This is a genomic window from Hyphomonas beringensis, from assembly GCF_000682755.1.
Lineage (GTDB): Bacteria > Pseudomonadota > Alphaproteobacteria > Caulobacterales > Hyphomonadaceae > Hyphomonas > Hyphomonas beringensis.
In genome coordinates this window covers 51921-70445 of record NZ_AWFF01000025.1, presented here as the reverse complement: position 1 = coordinate 70445, position 18525 = coordinate 51921, and the positions used below count along the sequence as shown (strand labels likewise).

Here is an 18525-nt window from a genome sequence, read left to right as displayed (position 1 = left end):
AAGAGAGTCAAGGTTGCACGCTGTTATGAGCGTACAGTTTCAGGAGCAGAAAATATGGCACAGTTCGCGCTACGGCGGTCTCATATCATTGCTGCGGCCAGCCTGACAGCCCTTTTGGCTTCATGTGCCCACAGCCCGCAGCCACCTGCTCCGTCTCAGCCTCCTGTAACATCGCCCACCCCGGAAACAGGGCCGATCTCTTATGAATCCTCAGGTCATGCCGACATGGATGCCTGGCGGAAGGATTTCTCCGCACGTGCGCTGGCCGCCGGACATGACCGTGCCGTCGTGAAATCTGTGCTGACAGGCATTTCTCCCCTGGAATTATGGCTGGGCAGTACATTCCAGCCTGCCCAGACAGGTATTGAAGACCAGGCCGAGTTTGCAAAACCGATCTGGGATTATCTCCGCGTTCCGATGAGCAATAGCCGCATCTCGACGGGTCATGCCCGTCTGGCGGAAAACCCTGCACTGTTTGATGCGCTGGAGGCCGCCTACAATGTCGACCGGGAAGCCATTGTCGCGATCTGGGGCATGGAAACCAGCTTTGGCGCCATCAAGGGCAATTATGACGGCCCGAACGTGCTAGCCAACATGGCCGTGGAAGGCCGCCGGAAAGGCCTCGCCGAAAGCGAGCTTCTCTCCCTCATGAAAATTCTTGAGAAGGGGGATGCTCAGCGTGACGATCTGAAAGCCGGCTGGGCTGGCGCCATGGGCCACACCCAGTTCATGCCCTCCACCTATATTGCCTTCGCGCAGGATTTTGACGGCGATGGCCTGAAAGATATCTGGAACAGCGAAGCCGACGCGCTCGCCTCTGCAGCCAATTATCTGTCCAGCTCTGGCTACGCCCTCAACCAGCCATGGGGCATTGAAGTGCTGGCACCCACGGGCTTCGATTACAGTCTGGCGGATGGCAATGAGCGCCGGATGGAAAGCTGGGTGCAGGCAGGCCTGGTGCCTGCCACAGGCGGTGCCTTCAACACCAATGGTGCCAATTATGCCGAACTATGGCTGCCTGCGGGCGCGGAAGGCCCGAAATATTTGCTGTTCAACAATTTCAAGGTTTTCAAGACCTACAACAATGCTGACTCCTACGCCTTCGCCGTCGGCCTGTCCGGTGACGCGATGGGCGGGCATATGGGCCCGGTCGCAGCCTGGCCAACGCATCTGCATCCGCTGACCGTCAGTGAGATCAAGACGCTGCAAGCGGCCCTCAATGCCAAGGGCTTTGACGCCGGTGTGGTCGACGGCATTCCCGGCCGGAAGACCAAAGGCGCTCTGCAGGCCTTCCAGAAGTCCATAGGGCTGGTCGCGGATGGCTACCCGACCCGCGAAGCACTGGCCATGGTGACTGGGAACGGGTCTGTTGGCGTTGCGGTCAGCCCCGGCACAAACTGATCAGATCAGATCCGCTTCATCTTCGTCCGGTTCGCCAAGGCCATCCTTGAGCACGAACCGGGCGAACAGGGCCATGCACACCAACAGGCCTGAGCAGAAGATGAAAGGCAGATGCGGGTTCACGTATTCATATATGAACAACCCGAAGAAGGGCGTGATGATAAAGCCCATCCCGTTTGCCGAAATGACCAGCCCCGCCACATTGCCCTGCAATTGAGGGGAGACAGCAAGCGACGCGCCGCTTGAAAAACCCGGCCGCGCAAGCCCCTGCCCTATACCGATACAAAATTGCGCCAGAATCAGCGTCGCATAGTCCGCCGCGAACACCATCAGCAATGCGCCCGCAAGCAAGGGCAGGCATCCGCCCCACATCAGCGTCTTGTTCTTCAGCTTCATGCGGGGGATCAACACGAGCTGTGCCAGCAACACAGCGAGGGCCCCGACAGTGAAGGCTGGCCCGGTAAACTGGGCAGCTTCCTTCCCGGCGACATTCAGCTTGTCCATCACAGAGAAGACGAAGACCTGGGTCAGCACGCCGGTCGTCAGAGAGAGGGAGACCGCAAAGATCAGGAAGGGCAGGACGCTTCCTGAGCGCCATAATCCCCGCGCGCCGGGAATTTCCTCGATCACTTTTGCGTCAGTAACCGGCTCGCGTTCCTCCGGAAGACGGAACCAGATCATGGCCGCCATCGTGTAGGCAATCCCCGCCGTCAACAGCAGCGGGCTGAGCAAGCCCAGCGTCGCCACAAGCGCCGCGGCGAAAGCAGGACCAATCACCGTGCCGACGCTGAAGCCGGATGTAATGAAGGCGATTTGCGACTGCCGCTCGGCCTGGCTTGTCCGGTCAGCCACATAGGCTTGCGCAGCGGGGTTCGTTCCCGATCCGATCAGGCCGAATATACACCGGGAGAGCGCCAGACAGGCGAAGACAAGAATTGTCCCGGTCATCACCCGGTTCAGGCTGAGCCACCCCATGGCAAAGAGCAGCAGCATCGAGGTCCCGAAGCCAGCGAGCCCGAGCGCCGCAACAGGCCGGCGGCCCCAGCGATTCGAGCGGCCCCCCCAGAAAGGTGAGGTCAGAGACCAACAGAGAGCAGAGAGGCCGAAGATGGCCCCGGCCATCCAGTCCGGCAGGCCGATCTCGCGCGTCAGCGGCGGCAGCACGGCAGCAATCAGCATTGTGTTGCCCGCGCCGATGGCCATCAGAGAGAAGAACAGCAGAAAGAATGCGCCCCGGCGATCCGGACGCGACATGTCTGGCGGTGTGGCCCCTCCCGAGTTCATGGGAAATGTCTTCAACTGAGCCCGGCAAAATGTCCAGCAAGAAGATTTCCGTTACCGACGGCCTTGCCCAAAAGGCAGTATGCAGCCCACAAGCGCGCATCAGGAAATCGCTTTACGTTGGACAATGGCCTAACCCTCGTCATAATCTTGCTAAAGGGTTAACCTAAGGAGCTGGGAGTACGTTGGCAGAAATACGGGGATATCTCACATGCTGCGGAAACTGACATCGAAACCAGCCCGGCTGGTTGTGGGGACGGCGATGGCCAGCTTGCTGGCTCTATCGGCCTGTGATCAGCAGGATACACGCCTTGAACGGGCACGCGACCTGGCAGATGCAACTCTGGACCAGCTCAGCGGTCGCACGATTGTGGAACAGGACGGGACACCGGCCCTGGAATCAGCAGACGTGATGGATCGCGCGATTGCCGGCACGCTGCGCAATGACATGAATTTCGAAACTGCGAGCGAGCAGCCAATGTTTGCCATTGGCTCGATCATCGCCAAGCCGAAAGACATTCCCCCGGCAGAGCCTATGGCGCTTGAGACAGAAGATGATGTCTTCCTGGCCGATCCAGAGGCGCTGGCTGAAACCGCGGAAGAAGGCGCAGACGCCCCGGCTGTGGTCGCCCCTGCACCCAGCACCAGCCGCAGCCTGACCCTTGTGGAGCCGGCCCGGGTCATGCCCAAGGTCAAGCTGGACCCCAATGCGCGCAGCAAAAGCCTGAACGAAATCGACAAGGCTACGGAAGAACTTGAACGCGCTGCCGAGTCGGAACCTGCGGCCCCGCAGCAGACACGCTCCCTGTCTCCGCGCTCCCTTGAAGCTGCTCCGGTTCAGGAAAAGGAAGCCGCCCGCAAACTCGCCCGCCGTTCGGTCATCAGCAAGGACGCGATCCGCGCCCAGCGCGATGCCAATTCCGTCATGCTGGACACGCTCTCGAAATACGGCGTGGGCGGCGAAGTTGCGATGTCGCGTGAAGGCCAGATGGTGATCCAGATTGGTGATGATGGCGGTAGCCCAACGCGCTTCGATGCTCAAAGCGGCCCGAAAAGCGCATTTCAGAGTTTCCTGGCTATCGATCACAAGATTGAATGCCCCGAAGATCCGGACATGATGACGGTTCAGTCCAATCCGGTCATGGCAACAGAATGTATCGTCAAGGATCTGCGCGCCTCCGGCCAGTTCGAATATGTCGAGAAAGACTATATTTTCGAAAACCAGTTTGCCCGCAAACCCCGCCCGGACACGCCTGGTGCCAGCCCGGACGTTACGAATGGCACGATCACTGAAACAGAGATCACCCCAAATGATCCGCTATGGGCCCTGCAATGGCACTTCCAGAACAATGGCACCGGCGAAGGCGAATCCACTGGCGGCGCAGGCTTTCAGGATTTCTGGACCCGTCAGGGAACGGAAGGCTCCCCGGATATTGTGGTAGCTGTGGTCGATACCGGCCTGCAAATGAACCATCCGGACATCAAGAACTCTCCGAACATCGCTTCCGGCTGGGACATGGTCTCAGACCCGCGCATGGGCAATGATGGCGATGGCCGAGACAGTGACGCGAACGATCCCGGTGATCTGTGCGACCCCTCCGTTCCCTATGCCGCAGATACGTTCCACGGCACCCATGTTGCCGGCACGATTGGCGCGGCCGCCACAAACAATGGTGCAGGCGTTGCGGGTGGCGCCTGGAATGTGAAAATTGTTCCAGTGCGTGCCCTCGGAAAATGCGGTGGACGCCTGTCTGACATCAATGACGCTATCCGCTGGGCTGGCGGCCTAATCCCGGCTGAGGACGAGGAAGGCAATGAGGTCTGGAATGACAACCCGGCGGACATCATCAACCTGTCCATCGGCCTGTTCGAGTACTGCCCGGCTTCCCTGCAGGACGCGATCGATTCCGTCACGGAGCGCGGCGTAATCGTCGTCTCCGCTGCGGGCAATGCCCGGGTCGCCACGCAATTCTATGCGCCTGGCGGCTGCGCCAATGTGATCAGCGTCGCGGCAGGTGATGCGCGCGGACAGATTGCGCCGTATTCGAACTTTGGCCCGGAGGTCGACATCCTCGCACCTGGCGGAGACCTGACACGCGACGATAATGGCGATGGTCGGCCGGATGGCGTGCTGTCCACCAAGGCCTCCACCAATTGCTATGATCCGGTCACTGGCGAAGGTGTCGAAAATTGCTTCTACGCCTATGAGCAAGGCACCTCCATGGCGGCGCCGCATGTCTCTGCAGCCCTGGCCCTGCTGAAGGCGCGGGACCCGGACGCGGATTCCGATGAGCTGGTCGCGACCCTGCTCGCCGCTGTCGATCCACGTGAGCCCCAGCAATGCGCCGGATCCTGCGCGCTCTATCCCGGCACAACGCCGATTGAAGGCAGCCCGGAAATGTGCCTTCGCCCCTGTGGTCAGGGCCTGCTCAATCTGGCCAAGGTGCCAGAACGTGCAACCGCTGGCGGCGGACAATAAATGGCAGGACGCCGCTCTCTTCCCTTTCATGTTGGGGGCCCGCTGGGGCTAGCTGGCCTCACCATGCTGGCCGGGGCTGCTGGTCTTGTCGTCGTTGCAAGCGATGACCGCGAACGCCCCGCTGTCGAGACAGGGGACAGCGTGGCGACAGCCGGACCAGATCAGGCCGGAGTGGGCACCAGCCGCCCGGATGTGCGGGAGCAGCCTGTGCGTCCAGACTCTGATCCTGACGCAGCTTACGACCCTGTGGCGCGCCCTGCTGCTGCGCCTGCCGGCCCCGTAACTGTGCCTGCATCCGTCACCGGCGCGGAGGTCACATTCATTGTCCGCATCAAGGGCCAAAAGGAAATCGACACGATTTCCCGCAATTACAAGCGCGACCGCGAGACTGCCGAAAAGGCCTATGCCGAGCTGTCGGAGCGCCTGCCCGGTCTCAAGGAATTCCGACTGGTGGGCGCCAGCTATTCAGGTGAGCTCCAGCTGGCCTACAGACTGGCGCCAGGCGTGGAGCCGACCCGCGGCGCGATCAACAAGATCAAGGACAAGATCATGGCAATCGAGGGCGTTGCCTATGCTGATCCAGACTATGTGGCCCATCCCGGAGAGGACTGACATTCATGACCGCCCCCCGAACCCTTGTTTTGGCAAGTGTCTGCTGCCTGGCGCTAGGCGCCTGTGATTTCCTGGTTGCCCGCAAGTCGGACGAGGCCGAGGAGAAAGCCAAAATCGAAGCCGTCACGCCGCCCACAGACGATGTCGCAGCCACAGACCCGGATGCAGACGATGCGCCTGTGGCCGTTGCCAGCACGGCAAGCATCGACTGGGAAGCCGCCCGCCGCGACATGGCCTCAACGCCCAGCAGCAGCCGGGAGACAACCGGCTTCCAGGTTGAAGCCCAGGGCAGCGCGCCACCTGTGCCGGTGCTTCTGCCCACCGGCATTGTGGTGCCGCAGGGCGCGGAGTCCGGCGTGCGCTTTCAGCCCATGTCCGACGGATATTTCGCCGCCTATCCCGGTATCGACTACGATATCATCGTGAACGGAACAAATGAGGTGCTGGAGGTTCCGGGAGATAGCGCCCCTGCCGAGGACACTGCCCTCACCTACACACCGACCATGACGGGTGCGCAGGTCTCCTTCTCGCGCTATGGCGCTGACTATCTGGTCGAGTTCGAGTGCAAATCCATCGAAGTCGGTGAAGCCGATTGCATTTCGGAGGACGAGGCTTTGAACGTCACCCGGAAACTCGTCATTGCGGGGACGCGCTAATGATATCTGCCAGACTGTTGATCGTATCGGGCGCAGCCCTGCTCGCCCTGTCAGCCTGTGACTTCATCCGGTTTCCAGGCGATGGTGGGCCCCCACCAGAGACACCCGAACCCGGCCCGGCCATACCCCCCGGCGCCCCCGGTCCACCGCCACCGACCGCGCCTGTGGAAGACCCCTATGGCTCTGGCGATCAGGCCGAAACACCGGATGACACCGACCTGCCTGCTGCCCCATCGGAAGATACAGACACGCAAGATCCTGTTTCCGATGAGACAGGGGAAGACACCGCAGAGGACCCTGCATCAGATCTTGACGCAGACCCTGTCGATGACACCTCACCAGAGACGGATGATCCCGAAGATACAGAGACGCCAGAGGCTCCAGACACTGAAACGGATGATACGCCTGAGGATTCATCAGAGACTCCCGCAAGCGAAGATCCGGGCGCTGAACCTGAAGATACCAGCGACGCTGAGCCCGGCACGGAAACACCCACCCAGCCGGACCCGGTGTCTGATACGGATACGTTAGAGCCTACTTTCAGCTATTATGAAGCTGGCGCGCTCCTGCCAGGCTCTGGTCAGGGCGCACCCGACCAGATCGTCTATGCCCCGGACATGGTCTTCCCGATCGCAGAGGCGCCCGCCTATCTGCAATCACAAGTCTTCAGCTTTGGGGGCGGCGTCGCTGGCGGAGACCAGTGCGACGCGCGGAACTATACCTATCCTTGGCGTGACAATTTCTGCGAAGTCAGAAGCGCCAATCGCAACTCTCCCTATTGCCCGCAGAACAAGGTTCATCAGGGTCAGGACATTCGTGTCGGCTCTGCCGAAAGCTGCAACACAATACGCAGAACCCCAGCCGCTGACCGGGCTTTCCAGAAAGTGGTTGCCGTGGAAGACGGCATCATTTCGCATGTCGGCACCTATAGCGTGAATTTGCGCGCCGGGGGCCGTATCTACAAGTACATGCACATGAACATGAACAAGCTGCAGGTCAAAGCCGGAGACAGTGTGAAAGCCGGAGACCATATCGGCTATGTCTCAAACGATTTCGGCGGCACACCAACCACCTTCCATCTGCATTTCGAGATCACGCAGAATGGCGGCAATGGCCAATGGGTCCACGTTCCGCCCTATCTGTCTCTCGTTAAAGCCTATGAGCGACGCGAGGACGGGCCTGGCGAGGCTATTGAAGCGCCAAGCGTCGGCGTCGCCAGTGCTGCCTTCGTTATCCCGGAAGGCATGGAAATCATCGAATAATCGGCGGCTCAGCTCAGGCCGGTTTAAACGTCAGTGCCACACCATTGTTGCAATAGCGTAGCCCTGTGGGCGCCGGGCCATCTTCGAACACATGCCCCTGATGCCCCAAGCAGCGGGCGCAGTGATATTCCGTACGCACATAGATCAGCTTGCGGTCCGGACGCGTGCCGAGCGCGCCCGGTAACGCGTCCCAGAAGCTCGGCCAGCCTGTCCCGGAATCAAATTTCGTGTCGGATGAGAAGAGCGGCAGGTCACAACCTGCGCAATGGTAGGTGCCTTTCGCCGTCTCCTTGTTCAGAGGAGAGGTGAAGGCGCGCTCGGTATCTTCCCGGCGCAATACATTGAAGGCAGGCTCGCTGAGCCGTTCGCGCCATTCGGCCTCTGTCAGCTTGCGCCATTTGCTGTCGGCATATTTGTCTGCATTGCCCGCATTATCGGTCTCGGCGGCACTGGAGGCCGTGTTGCCGGAACAGGCTGCGAGGCCCAAAGCGGCTCCGCCGGAGAGAAGAAGCGCGCGTCTTGAAAGAAAATGTCTCATACCAGTCATACGCAAAACATAGCGCGTTGGTTCTCTCGCACGCTACACACAAGCACGTGAGCAGGCCTTATCGATCTTCCTCAGCCCAGACTTCCCCGTCCAGGTCATCCAGCTTTGTCTGCAGATGTGCCCGCACATCCGCGACCGCCTGATTGTAAACTGTCGGTCCGAGTGTCTTCAGCATTAAGGCCACGATCTCGTCAGCACGAAACTCGCTCAGCGTTTCGTCAAATTCGGTCGCAAACAGGGTTTGCAGATGGCTCCTGAGCGCTTCGCGGCGTTCCTCCGACAGCTCAATCGGTTTCATCTCCATCTCCTTCGGGCGCATCGGCCGCCTGGTTCCGGCCGAAGTTCACGGCGCCGGAATCCTGGCCGGCATCAATGATGGCCTTGCGGATGGAACGCGCGCGGCTGAATTCCTTGAACAGGGTGTCGCCATCGCCCCAGCGGATGGCCCGCTGAAGGGCTGCCAGGTCTTCCGAAAAACGCCCCAGACATTCCAGCACGGCATCCTTGTTGGTGAGGAACACATCGCGCCACATGACGGGGTCAGATGCGGCAATCCGGGTGAAATCCCGAAAACCACCTGCGGAATACTTCACCACTTCCCCCTGCTCCACGGTTTCCATGTCAAATGCGGTGGAAACGATGTTGAAGGCGATCAGGTGCGGCAGGTGGGACGTAATGGCCAGAACCCGGTCATGCCGCGCGGCATCCATCGTCTCCACCTTTGCACCAAGGCCGCGCCAGAAGGCTTCAAGCTGGGATACAGCCTCGGCATAGGCCTCATCGCCCCCTTCCCGCGGGGTCAGAATATGCCACGCATTGCGGAAGAGAGAGGCAAAGCCAGCTTCCGGACCGGACTGCTCCGTCCCCGCAATCGGGTGGCCGGGGATGATGTGCACACGCCCGTCATCCGCAGCTGCGAGCGCGCTGGAGGCCTGCCCCTTCACGGAGCCGACATCCGTCAGGATTGCACCGGCTTTCATGGCAGGCACAGTCTCCGCCGCCACATCAGACAGCGCCCCAACCGGCACACACAGGAAGACACAATCCGCCGTCCGGGCAGCCGCCGCAAGCGTATCAGCTACATCCCCCAAACCGATTGCCTCAGCCCGGCGACGCACATCCGCATCGGCATCATACAGGCTGACAGATTCTGCGACACCATACTCCATGGCGGCCCGCGCAATGGAGGCGCCGATTAGGCCCGCGCCAATGATGGCGATCTGTTTGAAGACTGGTTCGGTCATGATGGTCCTGCTGTAAATACCGCCCGCTCTGGTGGGCAAAGCAGGCGCGAAGGTCAAGAGCCCGCGGGCGAAATCCCGGGGTCTGGCGTCCAGCATTCTGCGACTGCAACCTACCTGCAACCATCTACCGCAGCTGACACAGGCCACTGAACATATAGTCTTGGTGAAAGATAAACGGCCACCATGTCAGCATATGACAGGACACAACTGGCACATTCCGGACATGCGATTGCCCTGGCCCCACTGAAGCGTGGGTCTCAATCACACAAGTCTGGACAGAAAGGGACTAAAAATGAGCAACGCTTCCCCCATCCTGAACGGTATTCGCCAGAGGTGCGGCAATTGCGGCGAAGGCAAGCTGTTCAGCTCATACCTGAAACTGAACGAGTCCTGCCCGGTTTGCGGACGCGACATGTCCAAGGCCGATACGGCCGATGGCCCGGCATTCTTTGTCGGCTTTGGCGTTTTGCTGTTGCTCGCGCCCTTCCTGTTCCTGTTGCCAATGAGCCCGCTGCCCCTTCTGCCAAAAATCCTGGCTTTTGTGGCGCTGTGCGGCGCGGTCATCGGCCTGTCGCTCTGGCTGCTGCCTGTGGCAAAGGGTGTGCTGCTGAACCTTCAGCTGCACCATGATGCGGAAGAAGCAAATTTTGAGAAAAACGGCGACTCCTGAGCCGACCGGCTTCCTAGCCTGAGACGGCTTGCTCGTCGCGCTCACCCGTGCGGATACGGATAATGGTGTCGAGGTCGTAGATGAAGATCTTGCCGTCGCCAATCGTGCCGGTATTGGCAGCCTGGCTGATCGCCTCGGCATAGCGTTCAGCGGACGCGCCCGGACAGGCAACCTCAACCTTCACCTTCGGCAGGAGGCGGACCTCATATTCGGCCCCGCGATAGACTTCCGTCTTGCCCAGCTGGCGGCCATAGCCGCGGACTTCTGAAACGGTCAGGCCGGTGGCGCCCGCTTCGGACAGCGCATCAATGACCGCGTCCAGACGGCTCGGCTTGAAAATGGCGGTCACGAGTTTCATGGCGCATAATCCTTTGATCTTTAATTAGAACTACAAAAGTAATCAGACGGTACAGGGCGTCAATGACTTTCACGCCCATTGGTCGTTACAGGACGCGCAATGCGTACCTTTTCAGTCACAGGCGCCGGGGCACCGCCTCCAGGAGAGGCATAAAGTCGCTTAACTGCCTCAACAAGCACCACTCCGCCGAGGCCGGGTGCCAGGAATCGCCCCATTACCTCCCAGCCTTCGGCGGCTGACGTAACGACAGGATTGCCCACAGGCGGCATGTAAAGCGCGCTCGCAGAAGCCGTCACCTGGAACAGGCCGATCGACAAGAGGTTCATCAATTGCGAACGCGTCCACGGCCTGCCCTGCCCGAAAGGCGTGCGCGTGGCACGTGACCACAGGCCGGACCGGTTCGACGCCGCCAGCACGATCCGCCCCTCCGGCGCGGTGATGCGCCAGATCTCGCGCAGATAGGCACGCGGATCGCCCGTCTCTTCCAAACCGTGCATCACGATGACGCGGTCAAACAGGCCATCCGGAAACGGCAGGCGCACATCGCCAACTGAAACAGCGGCGTTCCCTCTGCCGGCGGGGTCCCAGCTGACCTGACCATGCTCATAAGGCACTGCCGCCACAGTGCGCGCAGGCGCTGTCCCGAAGGCCTCCAGCACGGGCACGGCATAGCCAAGGCCCAGAAGCGACAAACCCCTCGCATCGCCCCACAGATCTGTCAGCTTGCCGGACAGGATGCGCGCCGCCGCCTGCCCCAGCGGAGCAGAATAAAAACGCTGCAAGGTGACGGCATCCTGACGCATGGCCCTCTCTATGCTAATTCGGTCTCAAGGAGACCCAGATGACGAACATTACCCTCGACATACACCGATTTCCCTGCCTGAACGATAATTACGGCTTTTTGGTTCACGAGCACTTTTCGGGTGAGACCGCCGCCATCGACACGCCAGATGCCGAGAAATACCTCGCCGAGGCAAAGCGGATGGGCTGGCACATCACTCACATTCTCAATACGCATTGGCATCCGGATCATGCGGGTGGCAATCTCAAGATCAAGGAAGCGACTGATTGCATCATCTACGGCCCGGCGGGCGAGGCAGAGAAGATCCCCGGCATCGATGTGCACCTGTCCGGGGGCGACACGGTAGAGTTCGGCCGCGCCACCGCCCGCGTGCTGGATGTGCCAGGCCACACGCTGGGCCACATCGCCTATCATTTCGCTGAGCAGAACACAGCCTTTGTCGGCGACGCCCTCTTTGCGCTTGGCTGCGGTCGCGTGTTCGAAGGCACGATGGAGATGATGTGGAACAGCCTCTCCAAGCTGAAAGCCCTGCCGCCGGAAACAACTCTCTACTGTGCGCACGAATACACACAGGCCAATGCCCGCTTCGCCGAGACCATCGAGACCGGCAATGCCGACCTGGCCGCCTATATCAAGGATATTGACGCGCGCCGCGCCAAGGGCCAGCCGACGGTGCCGACCCGGCTGGAGAAAGAACTCGCCACCAATCCCTTCCTGCGCGCGGACAATCCGGAGCTTCAGTCCGCCATGGGCCATCCGGGGGATGCCGTCGCCACCTTCGCCGAAATCCGTAGTCGGAAGGACAGTTTCTGATGCCTGCGATTTCAGGGGATCTTGGCGCCAATGAAATCATTCGTCTCCTGAACCTGACGCCCCATCCCGAAGGCGGCCACTATTCCGAGACCTTTCGCAGCCAGGCAGAGCCTGATGCGCGCGCAGCCGCAACGCTGATCTACTATTTGCTGCAAGCAGACGAGTTATCTGCCTGGCACCGCGTCGATGCGGATGAGATCTGGCTATGGCAGGCGGGTGGCCCCTTGTCGCTGACGCTGAGTATGCCTGACGGTAAGGGTGCGGCCGCCATGACCCTTGGGCCGGATTTGCGCGCGGGCCAATCTTTGCAAGGCGTCGCCCCCGCATATCACTGGCAGACGGCGGAAACACTTGGCGCGTGGACGCTGGTCAGCTGCATTGTGGCACCCGGCTTTGAGTTCAGCGGTTTTGAAATGGCCCCGCCAGATTGGCGACCCGACGTCTAGGCACGGGCTTTCAGTAACCGGAGAAAGAACGGGGAAATAATGGCAACGAGTGCCTTCTCCAATGGGCCCGAAGCGAACTTCCGGAAGTAACGCGTCAGACTGTCAGCCTTGTGGGCCAGCACCGTCTCGGAAGGCACATCGGATGTGGAGCCATAGTGCAGCACACCCGCGCGGGGCTCGTAAACAACAGAGCCACCCTGCTGAATCACACGGCGACACAGATCGACATCTTCAACATGAAGGAAATACTCTTCGTCAAAACCGCCCATGCCGCGGAAGGCTTTCCGGTCCATCATGAAGAAGGCGCCCGACACCGCGCCAACCTCTATGGCCTCTTCCGGTGGCGGATCATTTTCCAATGTCCACTTGCCGAGCCCCATGGCACGCATCAAGGTCAGCGTCTTGCGGCGGCCGCCCCGCTCTTCCTGCCCATGAATGTCAAAGATCTTGCCGCCCACCAGAACAGGCTGCGGACGATCCTTCATGGCTTCATACATAATGGGCAGAGAACCGCGACGCAGCACGGCATCCGGATTGATGACCAGCAGCAATTCGCCCAGCGCGCCGGCCGCACCCTTGTTTACGGCTGCCCCAAACCCCGGATTCGTTCCATCACGGATGATGTGAACCTTGTCCACATTGCGGGCAAACGTGTCGAGCCAAGCCTCATCCTCGGGCGGATTTCCGTTATCAACGATAATCACTTCTGCAACGGATGGATCAGACTTCAGGGCATAGAGACACTCATGCAGGCGCGGGCCCGTATGATAGCTCACCACAATTGCCGTAACCGTCGGCACCATGATCACAAGGATGCCCTCTCTCGGCGGGAGAGCAGAATGATGCTGCCCACGGCCAGCACAAGGCTTGCCCAGAAGGCTTCATTCCACACGCTGTAGGAAAAACTGAACAGGCATGTTGCAACGGCCAGCATGCCTGCAATCGCATAGCCTATGTCCCCGCGCAGCTCTGTGGCGGGTGGCAGACGCCAGCCGATGAGGCCAATGGTCAGAGCGGCAAAGGCAGCGCCCACAGCCCCTGTCTCGCCCCATATCTGCAGCGCCATATTATGGGGGTGCCCCGGCACGACCGGATACTGCGCCCAGAAATCCGGCAATTGGGCCAGCCAGTCCGGGTGGTCGGCATAGGTCTCACGCCATGTCTTTGAGGCTTCAATCCCATGGCCGAAGACCGGTGCCTGCTGGATCTTGCCGATCACCACCTCCCAGGACCAGGCACGGGACTGGAACGACCCCGGCAAGGATATCCCCGCCTTCGCCAGCCCGAAGATAAGGCCGCCAATCAGCAAGGGTGCGAGGGCCACATATCCCGAAACGGCCAGAAACAGCGCGCGCAGGCCATTGCGCGGATACAGCCGGACAATCGCAAATGCTGCCAACATCAACACCGCCCCAATCATCGCTGCAGAGGCATCAATACGTGCAAACGCAACCACACTGACCAGCGTGACAAGACATGCCAGCCCTTTCCAGGCCATAGCCGGGCGGACCATCAGATAGGCAACCAGCACAGGCAGAACCAGGGCAAACGCATTCGCATTGCGTCCGATATTCTGAATCCCTTCGCCGATACGCTGAGGGTCATCCCCGTAAATCAGCGGCAGAACCTGCCCCCCCAGGATGACGCTCAAAATCACCAGAAATCCCTGCAGAGCAAAGGCGCCAAGGGTCAGCCGTGCAGAAAGTTGCGCGCGGCCATTTGCTATTCTCAGCGCTCCGGCAATCAGGATGGTGCCAAAGGCAAGAGTCAGCGCCATTCGCAAACCAGCAGACCTGACGGCAAAATCCCCTTCCAGAAGATTGCCGGTAGCGATCCCGCGAGAGGCAGGTGACCAGTACTCGCTGAGGATCGCCCAAACCACGAATGCCATTGCGGACAACAGGTACCAGGCCGGCTTCGCGCCCGGCCGAGCCACAAAGATGGCGGGTATGGCCGCCAGCACGAGCAGAGGCGCATAGCCCTGCCCCCCCAACAGTCCCATGATCGGCCAGAGCAGATAGGCCGCAGCAAGGAAAGGTGCGTAACTCATGTCACGCATCTTTCGGTATTCTGCGGCCTCTGTCACCTGTTGATCTCGTGTCAGTCGCGCTTCAGGTCTGGTGCGAGCGCTTCCTGCCCAAGCTCCGCGCAGGCATCATCCAGGGAAATCATCTGCTGCGCATTGCTGCCCAGACGACGCAGGGCCAGCGTGCGCTCTTCCGCTTCACGGCCACCGACAACCGCAATGATCGGAACTTTCTGCACGGAATGCTCACGGACTTTGTAATTGATCTTCTCATTGCGAAGATCCGTTTCCACGCGCAGGCCCGCCTTGCGGAGCGCCGCAGCGGCTTCCTCGGCATAGTCATTGGCGGCGTCCGTAATCGCGGCCACGACGACCTGAACCGGTGACAGCCAAATCGGGAAGGATCCGGCATAGTTCTCGATCAGGATGCCCATGAAGCGTTCGAACGTACCGAATACGGCGCGGTGCAGCATGACCGGGCGGTGCTTGGCGCCGTCAGAGCCTGTATATTCTGCGTCCAGACGTTCCGGCAGAACATAGTCCAGCTGGAACGTACCGCACTGCCATGTCCGCCCAATGGCATCCGTCAGGTGGAATTCCAGTTTCGGGCCATAGAAAGCGCCCTCCCCTTCGGCGATCTCGAATTCAAGACCGGCTTCTGTCAGGGCCTCGGCGAGCGCCTTTTCAGCGCGGTCCCAGTTCTCGTCCGTGCCGCCGCGCACGTCCGGGCGTGTCGCCAGCTTGTAGGAAATCTCCGTCAGGCCGAAATCATTGTAGACGCGGGAAAACAGGTTCAGGAACCGCAGCGTTTCCTCGCCGATCTGGTCTTCACGGCAGAAAATGTGCGCATCATCCTGCGTCATCTGGCGCACGCGCATCAGACCATGCAGCGCGCCGTGAGCTTCGTTCCGGTGACAGCAACCAAACTCCGCCATGCGGATCGGCAGGTCCCGGTAGGAGCGCTGGGCGTTCTTGAATATCTGGACGTGCGCCGGGCAGTTCATCGGCTTCAGCGCCATCAGGCTTGTCTCGGCCGGGATCTTCACCTCGGCCTCATCTGTGTTCGGAATGAAGTCAGGCACCACGAACATGTTCTCGCGGAACTTGTCCCAGTGGCCGGATTTTTCCCAGAACACAGAGTCGAGCAGTTGCGGCGTCTTCACCTCGACATAGCCGTCTTCGTCCTGCGCACGGCGGATATAGGCTTCCAGCTGGCGCCAGATCATGAAGCCTTTCGGGTGCCAGAAGACAGAGCCCTGCGCTTCAGGCTGCAGGTGGAACAGGTCCAGCTTCTGGCCAAGCTTTCGGTGGTCGCGCTTCTCGGCTTCTTCCAGGCGGTGGAGATGGGCCTTCAAATCCTTCTCGTTAGCCCAGGCCGTGCCGTACATGCGCTGCAGCATCTCATTGTTGGAGTCGCCACGCCAATATGCGCCGGCCAGCTTCATCAGCTTGAACGCTTTCGGCAGCTTGCCCGTCGATGGCAGGTGCGGCCCGCGGCACAGATCGAACCAGTCGCCTTGCTTGTAAACAGTGATGGCTTCGCCCGGCGGGATGATGTCGTCGATGATCTGGGCCTTGTAGTCTTCGCCGATCTTCTTGAACGTCGCGATCGCTTCGTCCTTGTCCCAGACTTCGCGCACGATCGGGTAATCGGCGTCGATGATCTGCGACATCTTCTTTTCGATCTTTTCGAAGTCTTCCGTAGAGAAAGGCTCCTCACGCGCAAAGTCGTAATAGAAACCGTCATCGATCACCGGGCCGATTGTGACCTGCGTGTCCGGGTAGAGCTCCTGGACGGCCTGCGCCAGCACGTGCGCGGCGTCGTGGCGGATCAGCTCAAGGCCGTCAGAATCATTTGCCGTGACGATCTCAATCTTCGCATCGCCTTCCAGCGGACGCATCAGATCTCTCAGCTCACCATCCACGCGGGCGGCAAGCGCCTTCTTGGCGAGAGAGTTGGAAATGGATTTCGCGACATCGAAGGGGGATGCGCCCTCTTCATATTCTCGGACGGAGCCATCAGGCAGGGATACTTTGATCATGGTCTAATCTTTTCGTGCAGGGTGCGCCCTCGGGCGCGGCAATATCGGATCCGGTCAGGCCCTTATTCCGGCGTTTGCTTAACGCGACTTCACCAGATTTCCCACCCCATATGCATTATGGGCGCAGTTGGAGCCGTTCGGAGCTGTTTTGGGACGTTTTTGGAGCTGTTTATGGGTGCTTGAAGCGGGTGCGCGAAAGCGCAGCCAGACGGCGCCTCAGGCACCCCGGCGAGTTCGTGTGGTCAGCCCAGCCGGCCCCGGAAGACAACGAAAAGCGTTCATGCGCGGGCTTATGTCACGACTTTCCGGTTTGATCAATTCGGGCCATCACCTTGCGGGCGGACCAGTCGCCATATCGCCAGGGCTGCCAGAAGGGCACATCCGGCAGCGCTTCCGGCGCTGGATCACGCCCATGACTGCCGCCCGGACGGCAGCGTATGAACCGTGCCAGCGTCATCCAGAAGCCCGGCCACCAGCCATGCCGCGCGACGCATTCCGCGCCATATTCACTACAGGTTGGCGTATGCTGGCACCGCGCCCCGAAAGCATAGAAAATCTGGCTGGGCCCGTGTTTATAGATCCAGAGCAGAACATAAGCGAAGCGGCGGCGCATCGGCATCAGATCAACCAAAATTCAGTCATAGCGTACGAGCATTATTTTGGTGTTTGCCCCAATCTCTGAAGGAATGAACAGGCATCTATATCCCCCAACTCACAAGCGCGAGCCATGTGACCAGCTGCAAGTTCAAAATCCCCAGAAGATTGGGCATCGGAGGCAATTGTTGTAGCCAAATTATAGCACGATTCAGCATCGCCCAAGTCACACCCTTTATCAAAGAAGCCCTTCGCGGTTTCCGCTTGAGTTGCTCGGTCCAGCGCCCAGTGGGACGCTCCCGCGAAATTACAACTTTCGGCAATTCCGCCCAAACAAGCCGATTCATAGGCAAGGGCCGCTTTCGCATAGTCTATGGGTGCAATTCTGCCAGTAAAGTATAAGCCGCCCAGATTGTGGCAGCTCAGCATGAGCCCCCCGTCGCAAGCTTTGCCAAAGAATTTCGCGGCCTGCTTTGCGTTGATATCGTAATTCTGAAAGTCGCCGGCATAATAAAAGCCCAAGTAAAAACAAGCGGCGAAGTCATCATTCCTACAATCTCGTTTCGTTTCCGAGATTGGTTGCTTATCATACCTGTCCATCCGCTCCTGCGAGGGGGTACTCGGTACAGAAGTCAAATCGGCAAAAGCAAATGCGCTCCAAAATATCGCGCCGAACATCAAAAATACTGACTTCATAAATCTCAACCCCAAGACTTGCCATTATTCTCTTACAGGCAGCGCGATTTGGCCAGATGATGTACGCTTCTGCAGCGCTTCCTCTATAGCGGCGACGGCGGCTTCGAAGGCAAGCAAGGTGGAGGTGTGGCGCGGGGGATAATCGGCCACGGGCTCCAGATGCCGCAATTCCCAGAAGCGGCCTTCGGGCGGCGGGCCGCCGTCTTTGAGCATAGCTTTCAGAGCGTCCCGCGCAGCGATCACCTCTTCCACAGTCGCGCCGACGGCATTCTCAGCCAAGATGGAGGTAGCCGCCTGCCCCAGCGCGCAGGCCTTCGGATCAACCGCGATGGCCGTAATCGTTTCGCCTGCCTCATCGAGCGTCAGGTCTACCTTCACGATGGACCCGCACACACGCGAAACCTTCAGCACAGAGCCTTCGGCATCAGCGAGGTCTCCAATATTCGGAATCCCGGCGGCAAGCTCAAGAATACGGTTGTGATACAATTCGCTCATCGCCGGAAACATGGCGTCAGGCCCGCCCGCGCGCAAGACTGCAGGAGAGCGACAAAAAAAGCCGCTTGTTCCACGGGGCTCGCGGAGCAAGCGGCTGAAGG

Annotated in this window: 20 protein-coding genes; 8 read left to right on the top strand and 12 right to left on the bottom strand. The window is 60.0% G+C overall.

What is annotated here, in order from left to right; all coding sequences use genetic code 11:
* The first annotated feature begins 54 nt into the window (after window positions 1-54).
* Window positions 55-1401 (top strand): lytic murein transglycosylase, encoded by a 1347-nt coding sequence (locus HY29_RS03465; protein WP_051601095.1) that lies wholly within the window; start codon window positions 55-57, stop codon window positions 1399-1401.
* Here the strand turns inward: HY29_RS03465 and HY29_RS03460 are convergent, their stop codons facing one another.
* A complete protein-coding gene (locus HY29_RS03460; RefSeq protein ID WP_051601094.1) occupies window positions 1402-2685 on the bottom strand; it encodes an MFS transporter in 1284 nt (427 codons plus the stop codon).
* Between the two features lie 208 nt (window positions 2686-2893).
* On the opposite strand from HY29_RS03460, the gene HY29_RS18240 reads away from it, so the two are divergent.
* From HY29_RS18240 to HY29_RS19560, 4 genes are read left to right on the top strand one after another with little or no spacing between them, the layout of a single operon-like run.
* Window positions 2894-5161: a S8 family serine peptidase gene (locus HY29_RS18240; RefSeq protein WP_051601093.1), complete on the top strand. Its 2268-nt coding sequence runs from the start codon at window positions 2894-2896 to the stop codon at window positions 5159-5161.
* Window positions 5162-5773 carry a hypothetical protein gene (locus tag HY29_RS03450; protein ID WP_034792244.1) on the top strand — a complete coding sequence of 204 codons (612 nt, stop codon included), beginning with the start codon at window positions 5162-5164 and terminating at the stop codon, window positions 5771-5773.
* 5 nt (window positions 5774-5778) lie between these two features.
* Window positions 5779-6429 (top strand): hypothetical protein, encoded by a 651-nt coding sequence (locus HY29_RS18235; protein ID WP_051601092.1) that lies wholly within the window; start codon window positions 5779-5781, stop codon window positions 6427-6429.
* A complete protein-coding gene (locus HY29_RS19560; protein WP_051601091.1) occupies window positions 6429-7691 on the top strand; it encodes a M23 family metallopeptidase in 1263 nt (420 codons plus the stop codon). The genes HY29_RS18235 and HY29_RS19560 overlap by 1 nt, the downstream gene beginning before the upstream one ends.
* 13 nt (window positions 7692-7704) lie before the next feature.
* Here HY29_RS19560 and msrB read toward each other — a convergent pair whose 3' ends face one another.
* The 3 genes from msrB to HY29_RS03425 form a co-directional block, all read right to left on the bottom strand.
* Window positions 7705-8229: a peptide-methionine (R)-S-oxide reductase MsrB gene (gene msrB, locus HY29_RS03435; RefSeq protein ID WP_155838192.1), complete on the bottom strand. Its 525-nt coding sequence runs from the start codon at window positions 8227-8229 to the stop codon at window positions 7705-7707.
* A 67-nt stretch (window positions 8230-8296) separates the two neighbouring features.
* Window positions 8297-8536, bottom strand: coding sequence for a DUF2164 domain-containing protein (locus HY29_RS03430; protein ID WP_034792240.1), 240 nt, complete (start codon window positions 8534-8536; stop codon window positions 8297-8299).
* Complete coding sequence (locus tag HY29_RS03425) at window positions 8523-9482, bottom strand: prephenate/arogenate dehydrogenase family protein (protein WP_034792238.1); 960 nt, start codon at window positions 9480-9482, stop codon at window positions 8523-8525. The genes HY29_RS03430 and HY29_RS03425 overlap by 14 nt, the downstream gene beginning before the upstream one ends.
* Before the next feature lie 292 nt (window positions 9483-9774).
* Here HY29_RS03425 and HY29_RS03420 point away from each other — a divergent pair, with 292 nt between their 5' ends.
* Window positions 9775-10152 carry a DUF983 domain-containing protein gene (locus HY29_RS03420; RefSeq protein WP_034792236.1) on the top strand — a complete coding sequence of 126 codons (378 nt, stop codon included), beginning with the start codon at window positions 9775-9777 and terminating at the stop codon, window positions 10150-10152.
* Between the two features lie 13 nt (window positions 10153-10165).
* On the opposite strand, the gene HY29_RS03415 is transcribed toward HY29_RS03420, so the two are convergent.
* Together HY29_RS03415 and HY29_RS03410 are read right to left on the bottom strand one after the other, a co-directional pair.
* Entirely contained in the window at window positions 10166-10510 is a 345-nt protein-coding gene (locus HY29_RS03415) for a P-II family nitrogen regulator (RefSeq protein WP_034792234.1), read from the bottom strand.
* Between the two features lie 59 nt (window positions 10511-10569).
* On the bottom strand, window positions 10570-11313 hold the full coding sequence (locus tag HY29_RS03410) for a class I SAM-dependent methyltransferase (RefSeq protein WP_051601090.1): 744 nt from the start codon (window positions 11311-11313) through the stop codon (window positions 10570-10572).
* Window positions 11314-11351: 38 nt separating this feature from the next.
* Between HY29_RS03410 and gloB the strand changes: the two genes are divergently transcribed.
* On the top strand, window positions 11352-12125 hold the full coding sequence (gene gloB, locus HY29_RS03405; protein ID WP_034792232.1) for a hydroxyacylglutathione hydrolase: 774 nt from the start codon (window positions 11352-11354) through the stop codon (window positions 12123-12125).
* Window positions 12125-12571, top strand: coding sequence for a cupin domain-containing protein (locus HY29_RS03400; protein WP_034792230.1), 447 nt, complete (start codon window positions 12125-12127; stop codon window positions 12569-12571). Before gloB ends, HY29_RS03400 begins: the two co-directional genes overlap by 1 nt.
* On the opposite strand, the gene HY29_RS03395 is transcribed toward HY29_RS03400, so the two are convergent.
* The 6 genes from HY29_RS03395 to HY29_RS03370 all read right to left on the bottom strand — a co-directional run bounded on the left by HY29_RS03395 (window position 12568) and on the right by HY29_RS03370 (window position 18436).
* Window positions 12568-13374, bottom strand: a complete 807-nt coding sequence (locus tag HY29_RS03395; protein WP_051601089.1) for a glycosyltransferase family 2 protein — start codon at window positions 13372-13374, stop codon at window positions 12568-12570. The genes HY29_RS03400 and HY29_RS03395 overlap by 4 nt on opposite strands.
* Window positions 13375-13376: 2 nt before the next feature.
* Window positions 13377-14621 carry an O-antigen ligase family protein gene (locus tag HY29_RS03390; RefSeq protein WP_162176668.1) on the bottom strand — a complete coding sequence of 415 codons (1245 nt, stop codon included), beginning with the start codon at window positions 14619-14621 and terminating at the stop codon, window positions 13377-13379.
* Window positions 14622-14671: 50 nt separating this feature from the next.
* Entirely contained in the window at window positions 14672-16639 is a 1968-nt protein-coding gene (gene thrS / locus HY29_RS03385) for a threonine--tRNA ligase (protein WP_034792226.1), read from the bottom strand.
* A 295-nt stretch (window positions 16640-16934) separates the two neighbouring features.
* Complete coding sequence (gene yidD, locus HY29_RS03380) at window positions 16935-17258, bottom strand: membrane protein insertion efficiency factor YidD (RefSeq protein ID WP_034792224.1); 324 nt, start codon at window positions 17256-17258, stop codon at window positions 16935-16937.
* A 35-nt stretch (window positions 17259-17293) separates the two neighbouring features.
* The gene (locus HY29_RS03375; protein ID WP_034792222.1) at window positions 17294-17929 is read right to left on the bottom strand and encodes a tetratricopeptide repeat protein; all 636 of its coding nucleotides are present in this window, start codon (window positions 17927-17929) and stop codon (window positions 17294-17296) included.
* A 24-nt stretch (window positions 17930-17953) separates the two neighbouring features.
* On the bottom strand, window positions 17954-18436 hold the full coding sequence (locus HY29_RS03370; protein WP_241765123.1) for an iron-sulfur cluster assembly scaffold protein: 483 nt from the start codon (window positions 18434-18436) through the stop codon (window positions 17954-17956).
* Between the last annotated feature and the right edge of the window lie 89 nt (window positions 18437-18525).

Excerpts from the sequence above, each read along its gene's own strand:
- HY29_RS03415 (WP_034792234.1), bottom strand. The coding sequence starts at position 10,510 with ATGAAACTCGTGACCGCCATTTTCAAGCCGAGCCGTCTGGACGCGGTC.
- HY29_RS03430 (WP_034792240.1), bottom strand. The coding sequence starts at position 8,536 with ATGAAACCGATTGAGCTGTCGGAGGAACGCCGCGAAGCGCTCAGGAGC.
- HY29_RS03390 (WP_162176668.1), bottom strand. The coding sequence starts at position 14,621 with ATGAGTTACGCACCTTTCCTTGCTGCGGCCTATCTGCTCTGGCCGATC.
- HY29_RS03410 (WP_051601090.1), bottom strand. The coding sequence starts at position 11,313 with ATGCGTCAGGATGCCGTCACCTTGCAGCGTTTTTATTCTGCTCCGCTG.
- HY29_RS03370 (WP_241765123.1), bottom strand. The coding sequence starts at position 18,436 with ATGTTTCCGGCGATGAGCGAATTGTATCACAACCGTATTCTTGAGCTT.
- HY29_RS18240 (WP_051601093.1), top strand. The coding sequence starts at position 2,894 with ATGCTGCGGAAACTGACATCGAAACCAGCCCGGCTGGTTGTGGGGACG.
- HY29_RS03450 (WP_034792244.1), top strand. The coding sequence starts at position 5,162 with ATGGCAGGACGCCGCTCTCTTCCCTTTCATGTTGGGGGCCCGCTGGGG.
- HY29_RS03375 (WP_034792222.1), bottom strand. The coding sequence starts at position 17,929 with ATGAAGTCAGTATTTTTGATGTTCGGCGCGATATTTTGGAGCGCATTT.
- HY29_RS03425 (WP_034792238.1), bottom strand. The coding sequence starts at position 9,482 with ATGACCGAACCAGTCTTCAAACAGATCGCCATCATTGGCGCGGGCCTA.
- HY29_RS03460 (WP_051601094.1), bottom strand. The coding sequence starts at position 2,685 with ATGAACTCGGGAGGGGCCACACCGCCAGACATGTCGCGTCCGGATCGC.
- gloB (WP_034792232.1), top strand. The coding sequence starts at position 11,352 with ATGACGAACATTACCCTCGACATACACCGATTTCCCTGCCTGAACGAT.
- HY29_RS18235 (WP_051601092.1), top strand. The coding sequence starts at position 5,779 with ATGACCGCCCCCCGAACCCTTGTTTTGGCAAGTGTCTGCTGCCTGGCG.
- yidD (WP_034792224.1), bottom strand. The coding sequence starts at position 17,258 with ATGCCGATGCGCCGCCGCTTCGCTTATGTTCTGCTCTGGATCTATAAA.
- HY29_RS19560 (WP_051601091.1), top strand. The coding sequence starts at position 6,429 with ATGATATCTGCCAGACTGTTGATCGTATCGGGCGCAGCCCTGCTCGCC.
- HY29_RS03395 (WP_051601089.1), bottom strand. The coding sequence starts at position 13,374 with ATGGTGCCGACGGTTACGGCAATTGTGGTGAGCTATCATACGGGCCCG.
- msrB (WP_155838192.1), bottom strand. The coding sequence starts at position 8,229 with ATGAGACATTTTCTTTCAAGACGCGCGCTTCTTCTCTCCGGCGGAGCC.
- thrS (WP_034792226.1), bottom strand. The coding sequence starts at position 16,639 with ATGATCAAAGTATCCCTGCCTGATGGCTCCGTCCGAGAATATGAAGAG.
- HY29_RS03420 (WP_034792236.1), top strand. The coding sequence starts at position 9,775 with ATGAGCAACGCTTCCCCCATCCTGAACGGTATTCGCCAGAGGTGCGGC.
- HY29_RS03400 (WP_034792230.1), top strand. The coding sequence starts at position 12,125 with ATGCCTGCGATTTCAGGGGATCTTGGCGCCAATGAAATCATTCGTCTC.
- HY29_RS03465 (WP_051601095.1), top strand. The coding sequence starts at position 55 with ATGGCACAGTTCGCGCTACGGCGGTCTCATATCATTGCTGCGGCCAGC.